The organism is Streptomyces sp. NPDC058469, from assembly GCF_042721125.1.
Lineage (GTDB): Bacteria > Actinomycetota > Actinomycetes > Streptomycetales > Streptomycetaceae > Streptomyces.
In genome coordinates, this window is sequence record NZ_JBHXME010000051.1 from 21,917 (window position 1) to 42,196 (window position 20,280).

Annotated in this window: 17 protein-coding genes; 7 read left to right on the forward strand and 10 right to left on the reverse strand. The window is 70.7% G+C overall.

The window, feature by feature from the left end; genetic code table 11:
• Positions 1-474: 474 nt before the first annotated feature.
• Genes ACFWP5_RS22355 through ACFWP5_RS22365 form a run of 3 tightly spaced genes read right to left on the reverse strand, consistent with a single transcriptional unit; the run spans position 475 to position 3,760 of the window.
• Positions 475-1,416 carry an acyl-CoA dehydrogenase family protein gene (locus ACFWP5_RS22355; protein WP_384159156.1) on the reverse strand — a complete coding sequence of 314 codons (942 nt, stop codon included), beginning with the start codon at positions 1,414-1,416 and terminating at the stop codon, positions 475-477.
• Positions 1,417-1,419: 3 nt separating this feature from the next.
• A complete protein-coding gene (locus ACFWP5_RS22360; protein WP_384159159.1) occupies positions 1,420-2,553 on the reverse strand; it encodes an acyl-CoA dehydrogenase family protein in 1,134 nt (377 codons plus the stop codon).
• A gap of 10 nt (positions 2,554-2,563) precedes the next feature.
• The gene (locus ACFWP5_RS22365) at positions 2,564-3,760 is read right to left on the reverse strand and encodes an amidohydrolase family protein (RefSeq protein ID WP_384159162.1); all 1,197 of its coding nucleotides are present in this window, start codon (positions 3,758-3,760) and stop codon (positions 2,564-2,566) included.
• 85 nt (positions 3,761-3,845) lie between these two features.
• On the opposite strand from ACFWP5_RS22365, the gene ACFWP5_RS22370 reads away from it, so the two are divergent.
• Complete coding sequence (locus ACFWP5_RS22370; RefSeq protein WP_384159165.1) at positions 3,846-5,363, forward strand: class I adenylate-forming enzyme family protein; 1,518 nt, start codon at positions 3,846-3,848, stop codon at positions 5,361-5,363.
• On the opposite strand, the gene ACFWP5_RS22375 is transcribed toward ACFWP5_RS22370, so the two are convergent.
• Positions 5,342-5,854 (reverse strand): EF-hand domain-containing protein, encoded by a 513-nt coding sequence (locus ACFWP5_RS22375; RefSeq protein ID WP_317881955.1) that lies wholly within the window; start codon positions 5,852-5,854, stop codon positions 5,342-5,344. The genes ACFWP5_RS22370 and ACFWP5_RS22375 overlap by 22 nt on opposite strands.
• 142 nt (positions 5,855-5,996) lie before the next feature.
• Complete coding sequence (locus ACFWP5_RS22380; RefSeq protein WP_384159168.1) at positions 5,997-6,386, reverse strand: STAS domain-containing protein; 390 nt, start codon at positions 6,384-6,386, stop codon at positions 5,997-5,999.
• Positions 6,387-6,707: 321 nt separating this feature from the next.
• On the opposite strand from ACFWP5_RS22380, the gene ACFWP5_RS22385 reads away from it, so the two are divergent.
• A complete protein-coding gene (locus ACFWP5_RS22385; protein ID WP_384159171.1) occupies positions 6,708-7,289 on the forward strand; it encodes a sigma-70 family RNA polymerase sigma factor in 582 nt (193 codons plus the stop codon).
• A 203-nt stretch (positions 7,290-7,492) separates the two neighbouring features.
• On the forward strand, positions 7,493-8,827 hold the full coding sequence (locus tag ACFWP5_RS22390; RefSeq protein ID WP_384159245.1) for a zf-HC2 domain-containing protein: 1,335 nt from the start codon (positions 7,493-7,495) through the stop codon (positions 8,825-8,827).
• A gap of 252 nt (positions 8,828-9,079) precedes the next feature.
• Here ACFWP5_RS22390 and purU read toward each other — a convergent pair whose 3' ends face one another.
• Both purU and ACFWP5_RS22400 read right to left on the reverse strand, forming a co-directional pair.
• Positions 9,080-9,961 (reverse strand): formyltetrahydrofolate deformylase, encoded by an 882-nt coding sequence (purU, locus tag ACFWP5_RS22395; protein WP_384159174.1) that lies wholly within the window; start codon positions 9,959-9,961, stop codon positions 9,080-9,082.
• Positions 9,962-10,054: 93 nt separating this feature from the next.
• Positions 10,055-10,555, reverse strand: coding sequence for a hypothetical protein (locus ACFWP5_RS22400; RefSeq protein WP_384159177.1), 501 nt, complete (start codon positions 10,553-10,555; stop codon positions 10,055-10,057).
• Positions 10,556-10,672: 117 nt separating this feature from the next.
• Here ACFWP5_RS22400 and ACFWP5_RS22405 point away from each other — a divergent pair, with 117 nt between their 5' ends.
• A complete protein-coding gene (locus ACFWP5_RS22405) occupies positions 10,673-11,983 on the forward strand; it encodes an ABC transporter substrate-binding protein (protein WP_384159180.1) in 1,311 nt (436 codons plus the stop codon).
• Positions 11,984-12,002: 19 nt separating this feature from the next.
• On the opposite strand, the gene ACFWP5_RS22410 is transcribed toward ACFWP5_RS22405, so the two are convergent.
• Together ACFWP5_RS22410 and ACFWP5_RS22415 are read right to left on the reverse strand one after the other, a co-directional pair.
• A complete protein-coding gene (locus ACFWP5_RS22410; RefSeq protein ID WP_384159183.1) occupies positions 12,003-13,916 on the reverse strand; it encodes a hypothetical protein in 1,914 nt (637 codons plus the stop codon).
• A 212-nt stretch (positions 13,917-14,128) separates the two neighbouring features.
• Positions 14,129-15,514 carry a transcriptional regulator gene (locus ACFWP5_RS22415; RefSeq protein ID WP_384159186.1) on the reverse strand — a complete coding sequence of 462 codons (1,386 nt, stop codon included), beginning with the start codon at positions 15,512-15,514 and terminating at the stop codon, positions 14,129-14,131.
• Positions 15,515-15,770: 256 nt separating this feature from the next.
• Between ACFWP5_RS22415 and ACFWP5_RS22420 the strand changes: the two genes are divergently transcribed.
• The 3 genes from ACFWP5_RS22420 (at position 15,771) to ACFWP5_RS22430 (ending at position 18,938) form a co-directional block, all read left to right on the forward strand.
• A complete protein-coding gene (locus ACFWP5_RS22420; RefSeq protein WP_384159189.1) occupies positions 15,771-16,433 on the forward strand; it encodes a bifunctional DNA primase/polymerase in 663 nt (220 codons plus the stop codon).
• 109 nt (positions 16,434-16,542) lie between these two features.
• Positions 16,543-17,334 (forward strand): ABC transporter ATP-binding protein, encoded by a 792-nt coding sequence (locus ACFWP5_RS22425; RefSeq protein WP_384159192.1) that lies wholly within the window; start codon positions 16,543-16,545, stop codon positions 17,332-17,334.
• The gene (locus ACFWP5_RS22430; protein WP_384159195.1) at positions 17,331-18,938 is read left to right on the forward strand and encodes a transporter; all 1,608 of its coding nucleotides are present in this window, start codon (positions 17,331-17,333) and stop codon (positions 18,936-18,938) included. Before ACFWP5_RS22425 ends, ACFWP5_RS22430 begins: the two co-directional genes overlap by 4 nt.
• A gap of 169 nt (positions 18,939-19,107) precedes the next feature.
• On the opposite strand, the gene ACFWP5_RS22435 is transcribed toward ACFWP5_RS22430, so the two are convergent.
• The gene (locus ACFWP5_RS22435; RefSeq protein ID WP_384159198.1) at positions 19,108-19,965 is read right to left on the reverse strand and encodes an alpha/beta fold hydrolase; all 858 of its coding nucleotides are present in this window, start codon (positions 19,963-19,965) and stop codon (positions 19,108-19,110) included.
• Positions 19,966-20,280: the final 315 nt, after the last annotated feature.

The window sequence follows — 20,280 nt, forward strand, 5'->3', positions numbered from 1 at the left end:
GCGGACACTTAGCCTCGCGCCTCACGAGGGCCACGATCGTAGCCATTTCCTGCATGACCAGAACAACGGCCAGAACAAGGGTCACGGAACGTGAATCCCTTGCGAGACAGCATGATTGACGTTCAGTCACCCCAACAAGCGCTTCGGGCATATTCCAGCGCGAAGGAGTACGTGTGCGGGATACTGTGCGACGCTCACCGCGAGGAGTCGAACAGGCAGGGGTGAAAGCCCGTTCTGCCGTGCGAGCGGGGGCGCGCATCGCCCGATCCGGAGCCGCCTCACAGGCAGCACCGGCATGGCTCGTACCTTGAACCACTCGCATCCCACACAAGGTACCGGAGCCCACAGACGACTCCAGGCCGTGACAAGTCACGCGTAGGACACAACCCGATATCAACGCTCCGTGATTCCGATATGCCACGATCCGCGACACCGTTGTCGAACCCGTCCCGATCGCCGCAGGCAGGCGCCCCGCTACGCCGCGCGGGCCACCAGATCCGCCGCGAGCACCTCCTCACTCTCCGTGCCCCCGCCGCCACGCCGAGCGCGCACCCACGCCCGTTTCAGGTGCAGATGGACCTCGGACTCCCAGGTGAAGCCCATCCCGCCATGCACCTGCAGACAGTCCCGTGCCCCACGCACCGCCGCCTCGTCGGCCAGCAGCCGCGCCGCCGCGATGTCCACCGCGTCCGCCGTCACGGCCGCCGCGTACACCGCGGCCCGCGCCACCTCCACCCGCACCAACGACTGCGCGCACAGATGCTTGACGGCCTGGAACGCCCCGATCGGCTGCCCGAACTGCTCACGCGTCCGGGCGTGTTGCACGGCAAGACCGCACACACGCGTGGCGGTACCGAGCTGCTCGGCGGCGGTGAGGAGGACGGCGACGGGGTCGGTGCGCGCCGGGGCCGGCACCCGGTGCAGCGGCGTCAGCGGATCCACCGACCGCAGCGGTACGGCTCCCTCGGCGCCCGGCCGCACGACGTCGGCCTCGGCCAGCCACTCCACGAGGCTGCCGTCGGCAGCGGCGACCACCGTCTCCCCGGTGGCCGCGCCCGGCACCACCCCGGCCGCGAGATGCGTCGCCACCAACGGCCCGGGCACCAACGCCCACCCGGCCTCCTCGAACGCCAACACGGCCTCGGGCAGCCCGAGTCCGGCTCCTCCGTCCGCTTCGGCCAACCGCAGGGAGAACAGCCCGAGATCTCCGAGGGCCCGCCACAGCCCCCGATCGAGCCGACACTGAAAATCACCGGGCCGAGCAGCAGCGCCCCGTAGGGGCGCGGGGCTGTATCCATCAGCGGCTCCGCCGCGGGACGCGACCGGCCCCCACGCACCCGCGGACGACGAACGGCCGACCACATCCCGCACAGCGGCCCGCAACGCCCGGTGCTCCTCGGTCAGTTGAAACCGCACCGCTCACCTCCCCTTCGGCAACCCGAGAATCCGCTCGGCCACGATGTTCTGCTGGATCTGCGAGGTGCCCGCGGCGATCGTGTAGGAGAGCGAGGACAGCCGGTCCAGCACCCAAGGGCGGTCCAAGTCCAGGGAGTCCGGGCCGAGGACGTCCGCCGCCGCGTCGTACAACTCCTGCCGCGCATGCGAATACCGCAACTTGAAAACCGACCCCCCGACCCCCGGCACTCCCCCACTCGCCTCGGCCTCGCTCACATTCCACTGCGTCAACCGCCACAACGCCCGGAACTCGGCGTTCAACCGGCCCAGTCGGCGACGGAGCACCGGATCGTCCCAACGCCCGTTCCGCCGCGCCTCCACGGCCAGTTCCCCCAACACCCGCCGACAGGCGACGACTTCACCCACGAACGCCGTACCGCGCTCGAAGGACAGGGTCACCATGGTCACGCGCCACCCGTCGTTCTCGTCCCCCACCCGGTTGCCGACAGGCACCCGCACCTCGTCGAGGAACACCTCGGCGAACTCGGCGGACCCGGCGAGCGTCCGCAGCGGCCGTACAGTGATGCCTGGGGCGTCCATCGGCATCGCGAGCCAGCTGATGCCCCGGTGCTTGGGCGCCTCGGGGTCGGTGCGGACCAACAGCTCGCACCAGTCGGCGACTTCGGCGTGCGAGGTCCAGATCTTGGAACCGGTCACCACGTAGTCGTCGCCGTCCCGCCACGCGCGCGTGCGCAGTGCCGCGAGGTCGGAGCCGGCGTCGGGTTCGCTGAAGCCCTGGCACCACACCTCGTCGCCGCGCAGCACGGGCGGCAGCCAGCGCTCCCGCTGCTCGGGCGTACCCTCGGCGGCGATCGTCGGCCCGGCGTGCAACAGCCCCACGAAGTTGGCCCCTACGTAGGGCGCGCCCGCCTTCTCGGTCTCCTCCAGGAAGATCAGGCGGGTGGTCGGGGACGCGCCCCAGTGCACGTCGGCGTACCCGGCGTCGTACAGCATCCGCTGCCAGCCGAGGTCGTACGCGCGGCGGGCGGGCCAGTCGTCGGGGGACGGTTTCGGGGGCAGGGTGGGGAGCGCCTTGGCCAGCCAGTCCCGCAGTCGCGCGCGGAACTCCTCCTCCTCGGCCGTGTACGAGAGATCCATCAGTGATCCATCAGTTGTCGAGGTCCAGGCCCAGCATGCGGATCGCGTTGCCCCTCATCAGCTTGTAGACCGTCCCGTCGTCGAGGCCCTTCACGTGGTCGAGGGCGACCTCCTTGGTGTGCGGGAAGGTCGAGTCGACGTGCGGGTAGTCGGTTTCGAAGGTCGCGTTGTCCCGGCCGACGACGTCCAGGGACGCGACGCCGTGCTTGTCGCGGAAGAAGCAGCAGAACATCTGCCGGTAGTAGTACGTCGACGGGGGCTCGGGGATCAGGTCCCGCACCCCGCCCCACGCGCGGTGCTCCTCCCACACGTCGTCGGCGCGCTCCAGGGCGTACGGGATCCAGCCCATCTGCCCTTCGGAGTAGGCGAGTTTGAGGGTCGGGAACTTCACCAGGACCCCGCTGAAGAGGAAGTCCATCATCGAGGCCATGGCGTTGTTGAAGGAGAGCGAGGCCTGTACGGCGGGGGGCGCGTCCGGTGAGGCGGCGGGCATCTGGGAGCTGCTGCCGATGTGCATGTTGACGACCGTGCCGGTCTCCTGGCAGACCGCGAAGAACGGGTCCCAGTAGCCGGAGTGGATGGACGGCAGCCCGAGGTAGGTGGGGATCTCGGAGAAGGTCATCGCCCGTACGCCACGTGCCGCGTTGCGCTTGATCTCCGCTACGGCCAACTCCACGTCCCACAAAGGGATCAGGCACAGCGGGATGAGCCGGCCGCCGCTGTCGCCGCACCACTCCTCGACCATCCAGTCGTTGTAGGCGCGCACACAGGCGAGCGCGACCTCCTTGTCGTGCGCCTCGGCGAAGGTCTGGCCGCAGAAGCGCGGGAAGGTCGGGAAGCAGAGCGAGCCCTCGACGTGGTTGAGGTCCATGTCCTTGAGCCGCTCGACCGGGTCCCAGCAGCCCGGGCGCATCTGTTCGCGGGTGATGCCCTCCAGGGTCATCTCGTCGCGGTCGAAGCCGACGGCGGCGATGTTGCGCTTGTACGGGAACTTGAGGTCCTCGTAGATCCACCAGTCGGTGGGCGGGCCGTCCGGGTCCATCGTGATCTGGTATTTGCCCGCCACGTAGGCGAGTTCGCCGATTCCGGCGGTGAGCGGCTGGGGGCCGCGGTCCCGGTACTTCTTCGGCAGCCAGGTCTCGAAGAGGTGCGCGGGTTCGATCACGTGATCGTCGACGCTGATGATGCGGGGCAGTTCGGTGGCCATGGGTTCCCCTCCGCCGGACGGTACTTATCTGATGACCCGTCAGATAGCATGTCACCTGACGAGTCGTCAGCCAAGGAGGGGGACCATGAACGAGACGCCGTACTCCCTGAGTTCCTCCCGCACCCTCTGGGAACTGGTCGCCCGCCGCGCCGACCTCACCCCCGACCGCCCGGTCCTCCTCCAGGACGACCGGGCCCTGAGTTTCGGGGAGTTGCGCGACCGCTCCGAGCGGGTCGCGGCCGGCCTGTACGGCATGGGCGTTCGCCCCGGCACGGTCGTCGCCTGGCAGTTGCCCACCCGCATCGAGACGGCCCTGCTCTCCTTCGCGCTGGCCCGCCTGGGCGCCGTACAGACGCCGGTGATCCCCTTCTACCGCGACCGCGAAGTCGGCTTCGCGCTACGGGAGTCGAAGGCGGAGTACTTCGCGGTCCCCGGCACCTGGCGCGGCTTCGACCACACGGAGATGGCACGGCGGCTGGGCGCGAAGGGGATCTTCGAGGCGTACGACGGTGATCAACTCCCGGACGGCGACCCGGCCTTGCTCCCCGCCCCGCCCGCCGACGGCACCGCGGTCCGCTGGATCTACTGGACCTCCGGCACCACCTCCGACCCCAAAGGCGTTCTCCACACGGACCGTTCACTGATCGCGGGCGGCTCGTGTCTCGCGCACGCGCTCCGTCTCACGGCGGACGACGTGGGCTCGATGGCCTTCCCGTACGCGCACATCGCCGGGCCCGACTACACGGTGATGCTGCTGCTGTACGGCTTCCCGGCGGTGATGTTCGAGCAGTTCGCCCTGCCGGACGCGCTGGAGGGGTACCGCAAGCACGGCGTGACGGTGGCCGGCGGCTCAACCGCCTTCTATTCCATGTTCCTTGCCGAGCAGCGCAAACAGCCCGGCCAGAAGGTGATTCCCTCGCTACGGCTGCTCGCGGGCGGCGGCGCGCCCAAGCCGCCGGAGGTCTACCACTCCGTCGTACGGGAGATGGGGGTCCAACTCACCCACGGATACGGCATGACCGAGGTGCCGATGATCACGATGGGGGCGCCGGACGACACCGTGGAGAATCTGGCGACGACCGAGGGACGGCCGCCGGAGGGCATGGAGATACGGATCGCGGAGGGCGGGGAGGTGCGGCTGCGCGGGGAGGCGGTGTGCCAGGGGTACTTGGACCCGGCGCAGACGGCCGAGGCGTTCGACGCGGACGGGTTTCTGCGCACCGGGGATCTGGGGTTGGTGACGGACAGCGGGCATCTCATCCTCACCGGACGGCTCAAGGACGTGATCATCCGCAAGGGCGAGAACATCTCGGCGAAGGAGATCGAGGATCTGCTGGCCGCGCATCCGGACGTCGGGGACGTGGCCGTCGTGGGGCTGCCGGACGCGGAGCGTGGGGAGCGGGTGTGCGCGGTGGTCGAACAGGCGGCTGGGGCGGGCGGGTTGACCTTGGACGCGGTGACGGCCTATCTGCGCGCGGAAGGGCTGTCCGTGCACAAGCTGCCGGAGCAGCTGGAGATCGTGGACGCCCTTCCGCGCAACGACGCCTTGCGCAAGGTGCTCAAGTACAAGCTGCGGGAACGCTATTCGGGGACGGTGAAGTAGCGGGCGAAGGAGGAGACGATCTCCGCCTCGCCGACCTTTCCGTCGCTGTCCGTGTCGAGGGCGTCGGCGGCCATGGCTGCGATGTCGTCCGGCACGCCGAGGGCTTTGAGGACGCGCACGGTGTCCGCGATGGTGGCCGAGCCGTCGCCGTCCGGGTCCGCGACGTCGAGGGCCGCGTGCAGGAAGGGGCGGCCGATCTCGGCGAAGCGCTCCGGGTTGTCGCGCAGGCGCTTGACCGCGCCGTTCACGAACTCCTCGCGGCTGACGCGCTGGTCGCCGTCCCGGTCCGCGATGCCCGCCATGCCCTGCCAGAACGCCTCCGCGCCGATGTACAGGGCCTGTCCCTTGTCGGAGCGGGCCGCCGTACCGAACTCCGCGAGCAGCGCCTTGGCCGCCGAGCTGAAGTCCTCCCGGTCGATGAAGCCGTTGCCGTCCTGGTCGAAGGTGGCGAACCGGGCGGCGATCCGTCGCTCGTACTCGGTGCTGACCATGTCTTTCGGGCCGCCTTACTCATGTGGGGTGCGCTTGGCAGGGAGCGTACGACGCCGGGGCGGGTCCGGGAGCGGAAAACGTCGCTTGTACCAAGATCGGGGAAATTCCGAAACAACGGCGTCACGCCGGCAACCCACGGCGTCACGCAGAGAGGGGGTCGGCCTCCTCCTCGGGGTCCTCTTCCGTGGCCGCCATCACATCGGGATAGACGTCGAAGAGGCGGCGCACCCCGAGCGCGCCGAGGACCCGGTTGACATGCGAGCCGTCGACCGCGCCCTGTGCCGGGAGGACCACGCGCAGGTGGCCCTGGCAGGAGCGGATGAGGCGGCGGGCGGCGATGAGGACGCCGACCCCGCTGGAGTCGCAGAACAGCACCTCGGAGAGGTCCAGGACGAGGCTGTGCTGCCCCTCGGCCACCACGTCGTGCACCCGCTGGCGCAGCACGGGCGAGGTCACCAGGTCCAGCTCGCCGGACACGAGGAGTACGGACCAGGCGCCGCGCTCGCCGTCGTTCACTTTGAAGGCCACCATCGAGCCTTTCGCTAGCCGGAACTCCCGGAAACCGTCCGGAAACGGAAGCCGTACCTACGCTTCCTTGCAGCGCGGCTGCCCAGCGGCCGTTCCCTGAAACACCGCGACAGAAACGGAAACCGGCCGGAAGAGGCTTGTTTTAGTCGCCTTCGATCCTGTTCGATCAGGTGTGGGCAGGGTAGGCGCAGATCCGTTACCACCCGCGCCGCTTCGGGGGCGTGCAATTGCAGAATGGGGGGTGCGCTGTCAGACGTGCCCACTACATTCGAAGAGACGGTAAGCGCACGCTTGACTCGGGCACAGGCACGGTGAGGGGGCCGCATGGCGACGAAGGACGCACCGCCCCGTTGGGACCGCAAGATGCAGCAGCGGCTGGCCCGCGGCGAGGCGGCGGCCCTCGGTGAGCTGTACGACCGCTTCGCCTCACTCGTGCACTCCCTGGCCCACCGCGTGCTGGGCGACGAGCGCGCCGCCGACGGCATCACCCGCGAGGTCTTCGCCCACGTCTGGGAACACCCCGACGCCTACGACCCGAAGCAGGGTCCGCTGCGTTCCTGGGTGGCCGCGCTGGCCCACCGCCTCGCCGTGCAGCGCCTGCGTGCCACCGAGACCGCCGCCCTCGCGCGCGAGGGTCGCGAGGGCCGGGGCTGCGCGGAGGAGCTGGAGCGCAAGGTCCGCCGTGCCTCCGTCGCCGCCCGCGCCGACTACATCGTCACGTCCATGCCCGCCCCGCTGCGGGCCGCCCTGGAGCTGGCCTACTTCCAGCGCCGTGACTACCGCCAGACCGCCGTCGACCTCGGCGTCACCGAGGACGAGGCCCGCCGCCGCCTCCGCCTGGGCCTCCAGCTCCTCTCCACCGCCCACGACGCCGGCGCACCGCCGGGAGCGAGGGGTGGCGCGTGAGCGACGCGTTGCGGGACGCCGAGGGATACGACAGGTACAAGGACTACGAGGGGTACGGCGAAGGGGCCGGGCAAGGTGAGGAGGTCGTGCCGGCGCAGGGTGGGGCGAGCGGGGGTCCGGATGGGCCCCGTGGCTCCGAGGACGGCGGCTCTGTGCACGACGGCTCCGGGAACGGCGGTTCGGTGAACGACGACGGCGACGGCATGCAGGGTGGGCCGGGCGGTGGCGGCGGTTCCGTGGGCCGTGGTTCCGGGAGCGGTGACCGCTCGTACGGTGGGCCTGGCGGTCCCGGTGGTGGTTCCGCGGACGCTGGTTCCGTGAGCGGTGAGGGTGAGCCGCCGCGGATCCCGATGCCGCGTGCCTCCGTGGAGGACAGCGGGCGCCCGCTGCCCGAGCTCGACGCGGCCGAGTCCCGGGCCGTGCCACTCGTCCTGGAGCACCGGGTGCTGAAGGCGCTGCTCGGCGCGTGGGCGCTGGCCGCGTGCTCGGCGGCGGAGACGGCGGCCGTGGAGGAGCACCTCGGCGAGTGCGGGGCCTGCGCGGACGAGGCGCTGCGGCTGCGCGGCGCGGTCGGGCTGCTGCACCCGGTGGAGCCCCTGGACCTCGACCCCGGCCTGCGCACCCGCGTCCTGACCGGCTCCTTCAACCGCCGGCCGCCGCGCATCCCGGTACCGGAGTGGGCGACGCCGTACGACGCCGAAACCGCCCGCCTGGATGCCCTGTTGCAGGACATAGGTGACGCCGAGTGGCACGCGCCCGTGCGGCTGCGCTGGTTCGAGGGCGACGGGCCGACGAGCCGTCGTACGACTGTCGCCGGGGTCATCGCGCATCTGCTGACCGTCGACGGCCTGGTCGCGGCGGCGCTCGGCCTCGACGACCCGCTGGCCGGGGAGACCACCAAGGCCGCGACACCGGCCTCGCGCACCGAGGCGTACTGGAAGTCGTCGCACTTCCCGCCGACCCGGTCCATCCGCTCGCCCTGGCGCGAGCAGAGCCACAACATCGTCCGCACGGTGTCGTTCACCGGCGGCAGCACCGGCAAACTGGCCGTCTCCTACGGCGACTTCGAGCTTCCGTTGCACGATGCGATGCTCGACCGGGCCTTCGAGTGCTGGGTGCACGCGGGGGACATCGCGGACGCGGTGGACTATCCGTACCAGCCGCCGTCCCCGCGCTACCTGAACCGGATGATCGACCTCGCTGCGCGCATGTTGCCTGTTGTGCTGGCTGAGCGGCGGCGGCACGGGTTGGCTTCGCCGGGGAGCGGACGGCATCTCGTCGGTGCGGGTGAACCTGGGCGGAGTCTGCGGCTGGAGATCGAGGGGCATGGTGGGGGTGAGTGGCTGATCGCCCTCGACTCGCCCGGGGCGGTGGGGTCGGCCGAGCGTGAGGTGGCCCATATCGCCCTGGACGGTGTGGAGTTCTGCCACCTGGCCGCGGGGCATGTGTCGCCGGAGGAGGCGGCCGCGGGGCAACTCGGTGACCGGGAGGCGATCCGGGATGTGCTGTTCGCCACGGCGAGCTTGAGCCGGATGTAGGGGTGGGTTGCGGGTTCGTCGGCGGGTGCGGGTGCGTGGGGGCTGGTCGCGCAGTTCCCCGCGCCCCTTAGACGAACCGCCCGTTACGAAGGGGCGAGGGGAACTGCGCGAGCAACCACGGACTACCCGCGGCCGTCCCGAAACCGAACCCCTTCAGGGGCGCGGGGCTGTATCAATGTGCGGCTTCGCCGCGTGGGCGCGACCAGCCACGACGCACCCGCAGCCGCCCCTCAGACGCGAACCCCCGAGCTCCTAGGCGAACACAACCGTCCGGCGCCCGTTCAGCAGAATCCGGCGCTCCGCATGCCACTTGACGGCCCGCGCCAGCGCCTGGCACTCCACATCGCGCCCGATCGCCACCAGCTGGTCCGGCGTCACGTCGTGCCCCACCCGCTCGACCTCCTGCTCGATGATCGGCCCCTCGTCGAGGTCGGCGGTCACATAGTGCGCCGTGGCTCCGATCAGCTTCACACCCCGCAGGTGAGCCTGGTGATACGGCTTCGCGCCCTTGAAGCTCGGCAGGAACGAGTGGTGGATGTTGATGATCCGCCCGCTGAGCGCCTTGCAGAGGTCGTCGGAGAGGACCTGCATGTACCGGGCCAGGACGACGAGTTCGACGTTCTCCTCGCGGACCAGGTCGAGGATCTGCGCCTCGGCCTCGGCCTTGTTGTCCTTCGTCACCGGGATGTGGTGGAAGGGGATGTGGTACGACTCCACCAGCTCGGCGAAGTCCGTGTGGTTGGACACCACCGCCGCGATCTCCACCGGCAGCGCGCCGATCCGGGCCCGGAACAACAGGTCGTTCAGACAGTGCCCGAACTTGCTGACCATGAGCACGACCCGCATCCGGTCCGCGGCCCGGTTGATCTGCCAGTCCATGTGGAAGGAGTCACCGATCGCCGCGAAGCTCGCCCGCAGCTTCTCCACGGTCACCGGCGACTCCGCCGAGAAGTGGACGCGCATGAAGAACAGTCCCGTGTCGTGGTCACCGAACTGCTGGCTGTCCTCGATGTTGCAGCCGGTCATGAAGAGGTAGCTCGACACGGCGTGCACGATGCCCTGCTTGTCGGGGCACGACAGGGTGAGGACGTACTGGTCGGCGGGTGCCGCGGCTCGGGTGGACTGCGCGTTCATGCAGGACAGGGTCCCATATCCCCCTGGGCGGGGGCATCGGCGTCCGCCACCCGGACCGGCCGCCCCACCTGGGCCGGCCCTGCCCGGACCGGCTTACGCGGACCGCGTCATGATCTGCAGTACCTCCAGCGTGCGCGGCGGCGCGTCCGGTTCGTCCCCGTCGCTCACCGCCATCCGTACATGGGCGTCCCGCGCCGCCCGCACCGCCTCCGGCCACGCCTCGTGGTCGACGTACACGGAGACATGGGCGTCGGGGCCGACCTGGTGCATGATCCGCAGGACGCGCAGGACGGCGGTGTCGACGAGGGCCGCCTCCTGGGAGTCGCGGAAAATCGTGCCGACGTACTTCTCGGCGGACCAGTTGTCGAGCCAGGTGTCCTCGACGAGGCGGTAGACGGCGTCGGTGACGTCCCCGTACCCGTCGACACCGGCGAGCCAGACGTTCTGCTGGAACGCCGGATCGGAGAGCATGTGCAGCGCGGAACGCACGTTGCTGCGCCAGCGCCACCAGGGCATGTCGTTCAGTGGCATGCCGCCCATGGTGGAGGAGCGACGGGGGCGACGGGAAGAGTTCTCCGAACCTTGCACGGTCATCGATCGTACGTTCCTTGTCACACACACAGGAACGCCCCCCGTAATTCACCTCGGCGTCACCACTTGTTGACCCCGAGTCACTCCTCGGTTAGTGGTGTGGCGGAAGCGTGTCTGTCCATGACAGGCAGGCGGCGCAACCGCAGCACCTTCCTCCCCACCTTCACCCGGCCCGTCAGAGCGACCGTCATGTCGGCGGCGGCTCTGGGGGCGTGCGCGTCGCTCGTGGCCGGCTGCGGGGTCATCCCCGGTACCGCGGCGGGCTCCGGGGACGGGTCGATCACCGTCATGACCTGGGCGCCGTGGGACACCAACGCGACCAACAAGCCCGGCATGCCCGCCATGGCGACGGCGTACGCGAAGTGGATCAACAAGCACGGCGGTATCAACGGCCGCAAGCTCAAGGTCCTGACCTGCAACGACCACAACACCAACGTGTCCGCCGCGAAGTGCGCCCGGCAGGCCGTGCAGGAGAACGTCGTCGCGGTCGTCGGCTCCTACAGCGAGTTCAGCGACTCGTACTTCGCCCCGCTGGAGGGCGCCGGCATCCCGTACATAGGCGGCTACGGCGTGACGACCTCGGAGTTCACCCGCGCCCTGTCCTACCCCGTCAACGGCGGCCAGCCCGCGCTCCTGGCGGGCCTCGGCAAGGAACTCGCCCCGACCTGCGGCCCGGTGACCCTCGTACGGCCCGACTCCATCGCCGGCGACGACCTGCCCCCGCTGCTGAACGCCGGGCTCGCGGCGGGCGGCCACGCGGCGGCGACCGACCAGCTCGCGGCCGACGACGCCACCGAGTACTCGACCCAGTCGACGCGCGCCCTGGAGAGCGCGACCGGCGGCTCCGGCAAGGAGGGATGCGTGGTGCCCTCGCTCGGGGACCGTACCGACACCTTCATGGACTCCTTCCGGCGCGACCGCCAGGACTATCCCGCGGTGCACGCCGCGACCGTGCTCGGCAGCGTCGACCAGACCGAGATCAACTCGACGGGCGGGCAGTCCGGGCCGTACGAGGGGTCGTACATCACGGGCTGGTACCCGGTCGCGAGCGACGCGCGCTGGGACCCGATGAAGAAGGCGATCAACGAGGTGGCCTTCGGCGACAACCGCATCGACCCGGCGGACGCGGGGGTGCAGACCACCTGGATCGCGTACACCGCGTTCAAGACCGTCGTGAACTCGCTCGGCAGCGGTGACGTCACCGCCGACACCGTTCGGCACGCCCTCGACGACGGCGTGAAGGTCAGCACGGGCGGGCTCACGCCGACGCTGCAGTGGAGCTCCGGCGACGACAACCTCGCCTCGGTCGGCCTGGCCCGGCTGGTCAACGCGGCCGTGACCCTTCAGGTCGTACGGAAGGGTGTTCTGGTGTCCGCGAAGAAGGGCTTCTTCGACATGACGAGGACGCTGGACAGCGCGGACCTGGGATGAGACCCGCGCCCTCCCTCGCTCAGAGCTGGGTCGGCTGGCGCTGGGTCAGGCCGTAGGTCTTCGCGATCGTGTTCCAGAGTGCGGCGGCCTTGACCTTCTGGTTGCTGGCGACGCCGCTCGACGCGTTGCCGGCCGCGGTCTGGCCGGTGGTGCGGGCCTGGCCCTTCTTGCAGCCCTTCTTGCCGGCGGCCTGGTCCGCCCAGGCCGCGTAGTGGTTGTCGGCCGACGCTGACGCCTTCCACGCGTTGGTGAGGGCGGTGGTGAGCGCCGCGTTGGACGGCAGCTTGTCCAGGGTGAGCTGGGACAGCTTGGTCACCAGCTCGGCGCGCTGCTTGGCGGCGTCCCGCAGGTCGGAGGCGGACTCGCCGAGCTTGTTGCAGGCCTTCACATTGCCCACGGCGTTGATCACCGAGGCACGGCTGCTGCCGCTGTCGGCGAGCAACTTGTCCAGGGCGACGGCCTGTTCCTTCGCGGCATCGGTGCCCGCCGAGGAGGAACCGTCCGTCGCGGCCGACGTCGCGGCGACCGTCTTGTTGTCGTCGCTCTTGCTGCCGCCCCCGCTGAGCAGCGCCCCGGCGCCGACTCCGAGGATCGCGATGCCGACCCCGACCCCGGCGATCAGCGGCACCCGCGAACGGCGCCCGCCCCGGCCGCCGTCGTCGCCCTGCGCACCGCGCCGGCCGCCGCCGTCCCCGGGCGGGGCGTACGAGGGCTGGGCGTACGACGGCTGCGCGTACGGCGGTTGGGCCTGCGCGTAGCCCGGCTGCCCCGGCTGCTCGGCCCTCGGGGGCTGCTGGAAGCGGGGCATCTGCTGTGTGGACGCGGCGGGCTGCTCGCCCCCGGCGTCGCTGCGGAAGAGGTTGTCGAACTCGGCGGGCGGCTGCCGGTCGTCCGGGCCGCCCGGCCGCGCCCCGTACCCGGGAGCGGCGCCCTGCGCGGGCACCGGCGGGAGGAACTGCGTCGGCTGGGCGTCGGGATGCGCGGCCTGCGGCATCGGGCCCGCGGGCACCTCGGGCGGCAGCGCCCCGGGCCCGACGGGCGGGATGTACTGGGTCGCCCCCTCGTCCATGGGGGCGGCGGGCACCGGAGGCAGGAACTGGGTGGCACCCTCGTCGCCGGGCATGTTGACCACCGGCGGGATGTACTGCGTCGCGCCCTCGTCGGCGGGCGGCAGCGGGGCGCTCGGGAACGCGGTCGCGGCGGCCGGCAGGGGCGCGGGGGACGACGGCAGGGGCGCGCCCGAACCGGAAGCGGAAGCGCCGTATCCGTATCCATAGGCCTGGGCGTCGGTTCCGTAGGACTGCGCGTTGGGCCCGGCCTGGGGGTATCCGCCCGTTCCGGCCTGGGCGTATCCGTTGGTCCCGGCCGCTGCGTATCCGTCCGTCCCGGCCTGCGGGAGCTGTGCGGGCTGGGCGGCGGACCGGGGTATCGCGGGTGCCTGGTCGGAGGCGTAGCCCGCGCCGACGTACCCGGCGGAGTGCTCCGGGGCGTATCCCGGCGGGTACTCCTGTGCGTACGACTGCTGCTGCACGCCGTAGGCCGCGTGCTGGGCGCTCTCCTGGGGCAGGGCGCCCGGCTGGCTCGGGACGCCGTCCTGGGCGCCCCACGGGGACGGAGCGGACTGCTCGGGAGCGCTGCCCCACTGCTGCGGCGGCTGTTGTTGCTGCGGCTCTCCCCAGCCCTGGCCCGGCGGCGGGGCCGGGGTCCGGTGCTGGTGGTGATGCTGCTGGTCGTGCTGCTGATCGGGACCCCATGGCTGGCCCCAGGACTGGCCAGTGGTCGGGGGTGCGATCGGCGGCTGCTGGCCCGACTGCTGGTTACCGCGTCCGCCCGTCATACCCGGCAGGAGGGGTTCACCTCCGTCGGAGGGCAGCACGATGCCTTCGCGCGCGGGCCGCGCCGAGGGCTCCTCGCCCTGTCCACTCTGCGTCACCGGGACTCCTACGAATGGGGGACCTTCGGGATCGTCGGCTCACGCTACCGGGTACCCCGAGCCCGGTGCCACGCAGCACTGGACTGGACCTGCCCTCTTGTGACGGCGGTAACAGTTCCGGGCCCTCATCCGCTCCAAGTGCCGCCGTGCGCCCTCCTTTCAAGGGTAGAGCCTCCGTTTTCCGAAGAAGGGAGCCTTGGTTCACCCCTCGTTCACGCGGCGGCCTGCAACTCCATCCGCGCCCCGAACTCCCTCACCACCGGCTCGTCCCGGTACGGCTCCAGGCGCTGCTGGAAGTCCTCCAGGTACTCGGCGCCCCGGTTGGACCGCAGCGAACCGAGCAACTCCACTGCTTTCAGGCCCGTGTTGCAGGCCTGCTCGACCTCGCGCTGCTGCACCTGCGCGCTCGCGAGCAGCACGTACCCGATGGCCCGGCGGCGGGCCCGCGACTCCGGGTGCCCGTCCAGGGACTCCTGCGCGCTCCGCGCCGCCGCCTCGGCCTGGCCCAGGTCGCGGTGGCAGTGCGCCAACTCGTCGGCGAGATACGCCTCGTCGAAGTGCGCGATCCACGCCGGGTCGTCCCCGGTCGACGGATCCGCCGCGTCCAGCGCGCTCACCGCACGCCCCGACGCCAGCTGCGCGGACCGCGCGTCCCCCATCAGGGCATGCCCGCGCGCCTCCGCCGCGTAGAACATCGCCTCGGCCCGCGGGGTCACGCGCCCACGCGCCCCCTCCTGCGCCGCCCGCGCCAACTGGGCGATCTCACGCGGGTTTCCGAGCTGCGCGGCGAGGTGACTCATGGACGCGGCGAGCACATACCCGCCGTACCCCCTGTCTCCCGCCGCCTGGGCGAGGCGCAGCGCCTGGATGTAGTACCGCTGCGCCAGGCCGGGTTGACCCGTGTCCACGGCCATATAGCCGGCGAGTTCCGTCAACCGGGCGACGGCGGCGAACAGTTCACGCCCCACGGCCTCCCGGTACGACCCCGCGAGCAGCCCGGAGACGACGCTGTTGAGGTAGTGCACGACGACCGGGCGCACATGCCCGCTGCCGTACTGGTGGTCCAGCTCGCTCAGCGCCTGGGTCATCGCGCGGACCGCCGCCACGTCGGACTGCCCGACGCGTGGTCCGGCAGCGCGGGCGACCTGCGAGTCCGGCGAGGAGATCAGCCAGTCACGGCTCGGCTCGACCAGCGCGGACGCGGCGACCGACGAACCGGACAGGAAGTCCCGGCGCCCCACGTCACTGCGCCACAGCTCACACACCTGCTCGATGGCCCCGAGGACGGTCGGCGAGAACTGCAGACCCACGCCCGACGCGAGGTTCTTGCCGTTGGCCATGCCGATCTCGTCGATCGTGACCGTACGGCCCAGCTTGCGGCCCAGCGCCTCGGCGATGATCGCCGGAGCCCGCCCGCGCGGCTGCTGTCCCCGCAGCCAACGGGCCACGGACGTCTTGTCGTAGCGCAGGTCGAGACCGTGCTCGGCACCGCACATGTTGACCCGGCGGGCGAGCCCGGCGTTCGAGCACCCCGCCTCCTGGATGAGCGCCTGCAGCCGTTCGTTCGGCTGCCGCGCGACAAGTGGCCTTGCGGCCATGGCGTACCCCCTGGGAACAACCCCTGAAGCGAAAAGATCCGGCCGTGAAGATCAATGCCCAGCGAACATGGCGAAAATGCGAAGCATGCGAGGAATGCCGGGGTAAAAGCTGGTGCTCGCCCCACACCTGGCTACCCAACTCCCGCCGTCGTTCCTCCCGCGCGCCCCCGCACATGCCTCCATGCGCCCCAGTTGCGGAATCGATGCCCCTCCCCCGCGCGCGCTACGCCCGTAACTCCAGGTGGGTGCGGGAGTTGTGTTCATCGTGGAAGAGACGATCGCGGGCACCGAAGCCGCTCAGATTCCGAAGCAGCGCGGGGAATCGCTGCTGGAGACAGCCGTACGCTACGCCGAGGAGCGCCACTGGGACGTCTTCCCCGGCACCTGGCTGGAAGCCGTCGACGGGGTGCAGCACTGCTCGTGCGGCGACCCCGCGTGCGCCGCACCCGGCGCACACCCGGCGCGTGAGGACTGGGCGACGCAGGCGACGGGCAGCGCGACGGTCGCGCGGCGGATGTGGCAGAAGCAGCCGGGGGCGTCGATCCTGCTGCCTACGGGGCGCACGTTCGACGCGATTTCCGTCGCGGAGACCGCGGGGTTCCTGGCGCTGGCCCGGATGGAGCGCATGGAGTTGACGCTGGGTCCCGTGACGTTGACGCCGTCGCGGCGGATGGAGTTCTTCGTTCTGCCCGGGGCTTCGGTGAAGGTGCCGGATCTGGTGCGGAAGATCGGCTGGTCTCCGGCGTCGTTGGATCTCGTGGTGCTGGGTGAGGGTGCGTATGTGGCCGCGCCGCCCACGCGGTTCGGGTCTCGGGGGGCTGTGCAGTGGGCCTGCCGGCCTACCGCCGCGAACCGTTGGCTGCCGGACGCGGAGGAGTTGATCTCGCCGCTCGCCTATGCGTGTGGGCGGGATCGGTAGTTCGGGCGGCTGCGGGTGCGTCGTGGTCGCCCGCGCCCACGCGGCGGAGCCGCAGATCGGCACAGGCCCGCGCCCCTTCAGGGCGCCTGCTGCCCCGTAGGGTTCATGCATGACGTCGGGAATCGGAGTGGGAACAGCCGCCGTATCCGTCCGTGGGCTCTGGAAGCGGTTCGGGCAGCAGGTCGCTGTTGCCGGGATCGATCTGGAGTTGCCCGCGGGGAAGTTCATCGGGCTGGTCGGGCCCAATGGGGCCGGGAAGACGACCACTCTCTCCATGGTGACCGGGTTGCTGCGGCCCGATCAGGGAAGCGTCGAGGTCGTCGGGCACGACGTGTGGGCCGATCCGGTGGCCGTCAAAGCGCGGATCGGGGTGCTACCGGAAGGCCTACGGCTGTTCGAGCGGCTGTCGGGACGCGAACTCCTCGGCTACAGCGGGCGGTTGCGGGGGCTGCCCGGTGCCGAGGTCGACAAGCGGGCCACCCAGCTCCTCGACGTGCTCGACCTGGCCGGTGCCCAGCACAAGCTCGTCGTCGACTACTCGACCGGTATGCGCAAGAAGATCGGGCTCGCCGCCGCTCTCCTCCACAACCCCGAAGTCCTGTTCCTGGACGAGCCGTTCGAGGGCGTCGACCCGGTCTCCGCGCAGACCATCCGGGGCGTCCTGGAGCGCTACACCGCCTCCGGCGCCACCGTCGTCTTCTCCTCCCACGTCATGGAACTCGTCGAGTCGCTCTGCGACTGGGTGGCCGTGATGGCCGCGGGCCGCATCCGCGCGCAGGGCACCCTCGCCGAGGTCCGCGGTGAATCCCCCACCCTCCAGCAGGCGTTCCTCGAACTCGTCGGCGCGGGCGCCCGCGACCACAGCTCCGACCTCGACTGGCTGGGCGGCGGCACCCGATGAGCGACACCACGACGACCGCCTCGATCACCCCCGTCGTCGTACGACTGAAGTTGTCCCTGCTGCGCAACGGTCTACGGCAGTCCGGTGGCCGGCGGGCCGCGTACGTCGCGTCGGCGGTCGTGGCGCTCCTCTTCGCGGCGCTCCAACTGCTCGGGCTGATCGCGTTGCGCGGAGACGCGCACGCGGTCTCCGTGGTCGTCCTCCTGGTGGCGGTACTGGGGTTGGGCTGGGCGGTGATGCCGCTGTTCTTCCCGTCCGGCGACGAAACCCTCGACCCGACCCGCCTGGTGATGCTGCCGCTACGGCCCCAGCCATTGGTACGGGCGCTGCTGGCGGCCTCGCTGGTCGGCATCGGGCCGCTGTTCACGCTGGTGCTGCTGCTCGGTTCGGTGATCGCGGTCGCGCACGGCGCCGCCGCGTACGTCACGGCGGTCGTGGCACTCGCCCTCTCCCTCCTGATCTGCGTGGCCCTCGCGCGGGCGGTCGCCGCGGCCAACATCCGCCTGCTGACCAGCCGCAAGGGCCGGGACCTGGCGGTGCTGAGCGGGCTGGTGATCGCGGTCGGGGCGCAGTTGGTCAACTTCGGTGCGCAGCGCCTGGGTTCGTCCGGGCTGTCCCAACTCGACCCGGCGGCAGAGGTGTTGCGCTGGGTGCCGCCGGCGTCGGCGATCGGCGCGGTGGACTCGGTGAGCAAGGGTTCGTACGGCTTGGCGGTCACCCAACTCGCACTGTCCGTCTGCGCCTTGGCGGCCCTGCTGATCCTCTGGTCGCACAGCCTGACCAAGCTGATGACCGCACCGGACGGCTCCACGCTCCAGTCCGCGGAACCGGCCGCGAAGGACAAGTCATCCACCGGCGGCCTGGCCCGTCTCCTCCCGTCCGGCCGCACCGGCACGGTCATGGAACGCAGCCTGCGTTACGTCTGGCGCGACCCCAAGACCAAGGCCGCGTGGGTGACTTCGCTGGCGATCGGCCTGATCGTGCCGGTGTTCAACGCGTTGCAGGGCACCGGCTCGGTGTACTTCGCGTGCTTCGCGGCCGGGATGCTCGGCATCCAGATGTACAACCAGTTCGGCCAGGACACGTCCGCGTTCTGGATGGTCGCGATGACGATCTCCACGACGAGGGACGCCTACGTCGAACTCCGGGCCCGCGCCCTCGCGTTGCTGGTGATCACCCTGCCGTACGCGGCCCTGGTGACCGTGCTGACGACAGCGCTGCTCGGCGACTGGTCCCGGCTCCCGGAGGTCCTCGGCCTCTCCTTCGCCCTCCTCGGCGCGATGCTCGCGACCGGCGCCTGGACTTCCGCCCGCTTCCCCTACTCCATCCCCCAGGGCACCCACAAAAACGTGGCCCCCGGCCAGGCCGGCCTCGCCTGGATCTCCATCTTCGGCGGCATGATCTCCGCCGCCCTGCTGTGCGCCCCCGTCATCGCCCTCACCATCTGGGCGAACGTCAGCGCGGATGGGGATCAGTGGAGCTGGGTACTGCTGCCGACGGGGGCGGGGTACGGGGCGGCGCTCACGTACGCGGGGCTACGACTGGCAGCACCGGGGACGGCGAGGCGGTTGCCGGAGATCCTGGCGGCGGTCAGCAAGGGCTGAGGGGGCCCTTCCGACGCACAGGGAGGGGGCCCTTCCGACGCACGGGACTGCGACTTTCAGGGGCGCGGGGCTGTATCTATTTGCGGCTTCGCCGCGTGGGCGCGACCAGCCCCCACGCACCCGCACTCGCCCCCCCCAACCGCACACCCCGGGCTCCTAGGCGCCCAACTCACACCAGCACCCCATCAAGAAACGGCTCGATTGCCGCCCGCCAGGCCTCGGGCTGGTCGTAGTGCACCAGATGCCCGGCATCAGCAACCTCCGCGTATTCCCCCCTGGGAAGGACCCGCACCATCTCCTGCGCCTCAGCCCGCCCCAACTCACCGTCAAGCCCACGAACGACCAGCGCCGGACACTGCACCTGAGCCAGCTCCTCCCAGTGCGCGTCGTACACCCACGTCTCCCGGGACTTCAGCATCTGCTCCGGCTCGAACACCGGCCGCCACCCGTCGGCGGACTCGTGCATGACCTCGGCGTAGAACTCCCCCCGAGAAGGATTGGGCCGCTCCACCCACGGATCGTCCTCGCCGAACCACTTACGGACATCCGCGAGCGTGGCGAAGGGAACGGGCCACGACTTGAACCAGTCGGACCACTCCCGCTGCGACGCGGCGCCCAGCGCGGACGCGCGCATGTCGCAGATGATCAACCCCCGCACCAGATCGGGCCGCTTCGCCGCGAGCTGCCACGCGGTCAGCGCTCCCATCGCGTGGCCGATGAGGACGACCGGAGCCAGCCCCAGCTGCTCCAGCGCGGCCTCCGCGTCCTCGACGTAGGCCTCGCGGGTGAAGGCCGCCCGCGGCGGCTTGTCGCTCTGGCCGTGGCCGCGCTGGTCGAGTGCGACGGCGCGGTGCCGTTCGGAGAGCCAGCGGGCGGTGGACGCCCAGTGCGAGGCACGGCCCATCAGGCCGTGCAGTAACAGAACTCCGGGTGCCCGCTCGATCTCCCCCGACTTGGGCGGGTCCGCGAACTCCCATGCGGCCAGGCGTACGCCGCCTGCTCCGGTCACGTCGATGCGCCGCGCCATTGGTCCTGGCACCCCCCTAGCTCCGCACGGACCGCTCGCTCCCGCTTCGAGCCCACCGGTCCTGTGAACCACGCTCTGCCGCTTGTGCCGTTTCTTCTTGGTTCCGTCTCTTTTCCTGCTCGTCTCTTCCTACAGCTCACGCCCCGCGGGTTTCATCACCCACAGGTTATCGAATACAGATTCGAAAATGCCGCCTCCGGCCGCAACACCCCTCGTTCGAGTGACCCGCTTCAAGGAATGATCGCCGCCGCCGAGGGGAGATCTTCAGCGGGAGGCGGACCGCTCGGGGAAACCGGTCCGAGGGGAATGACCTTG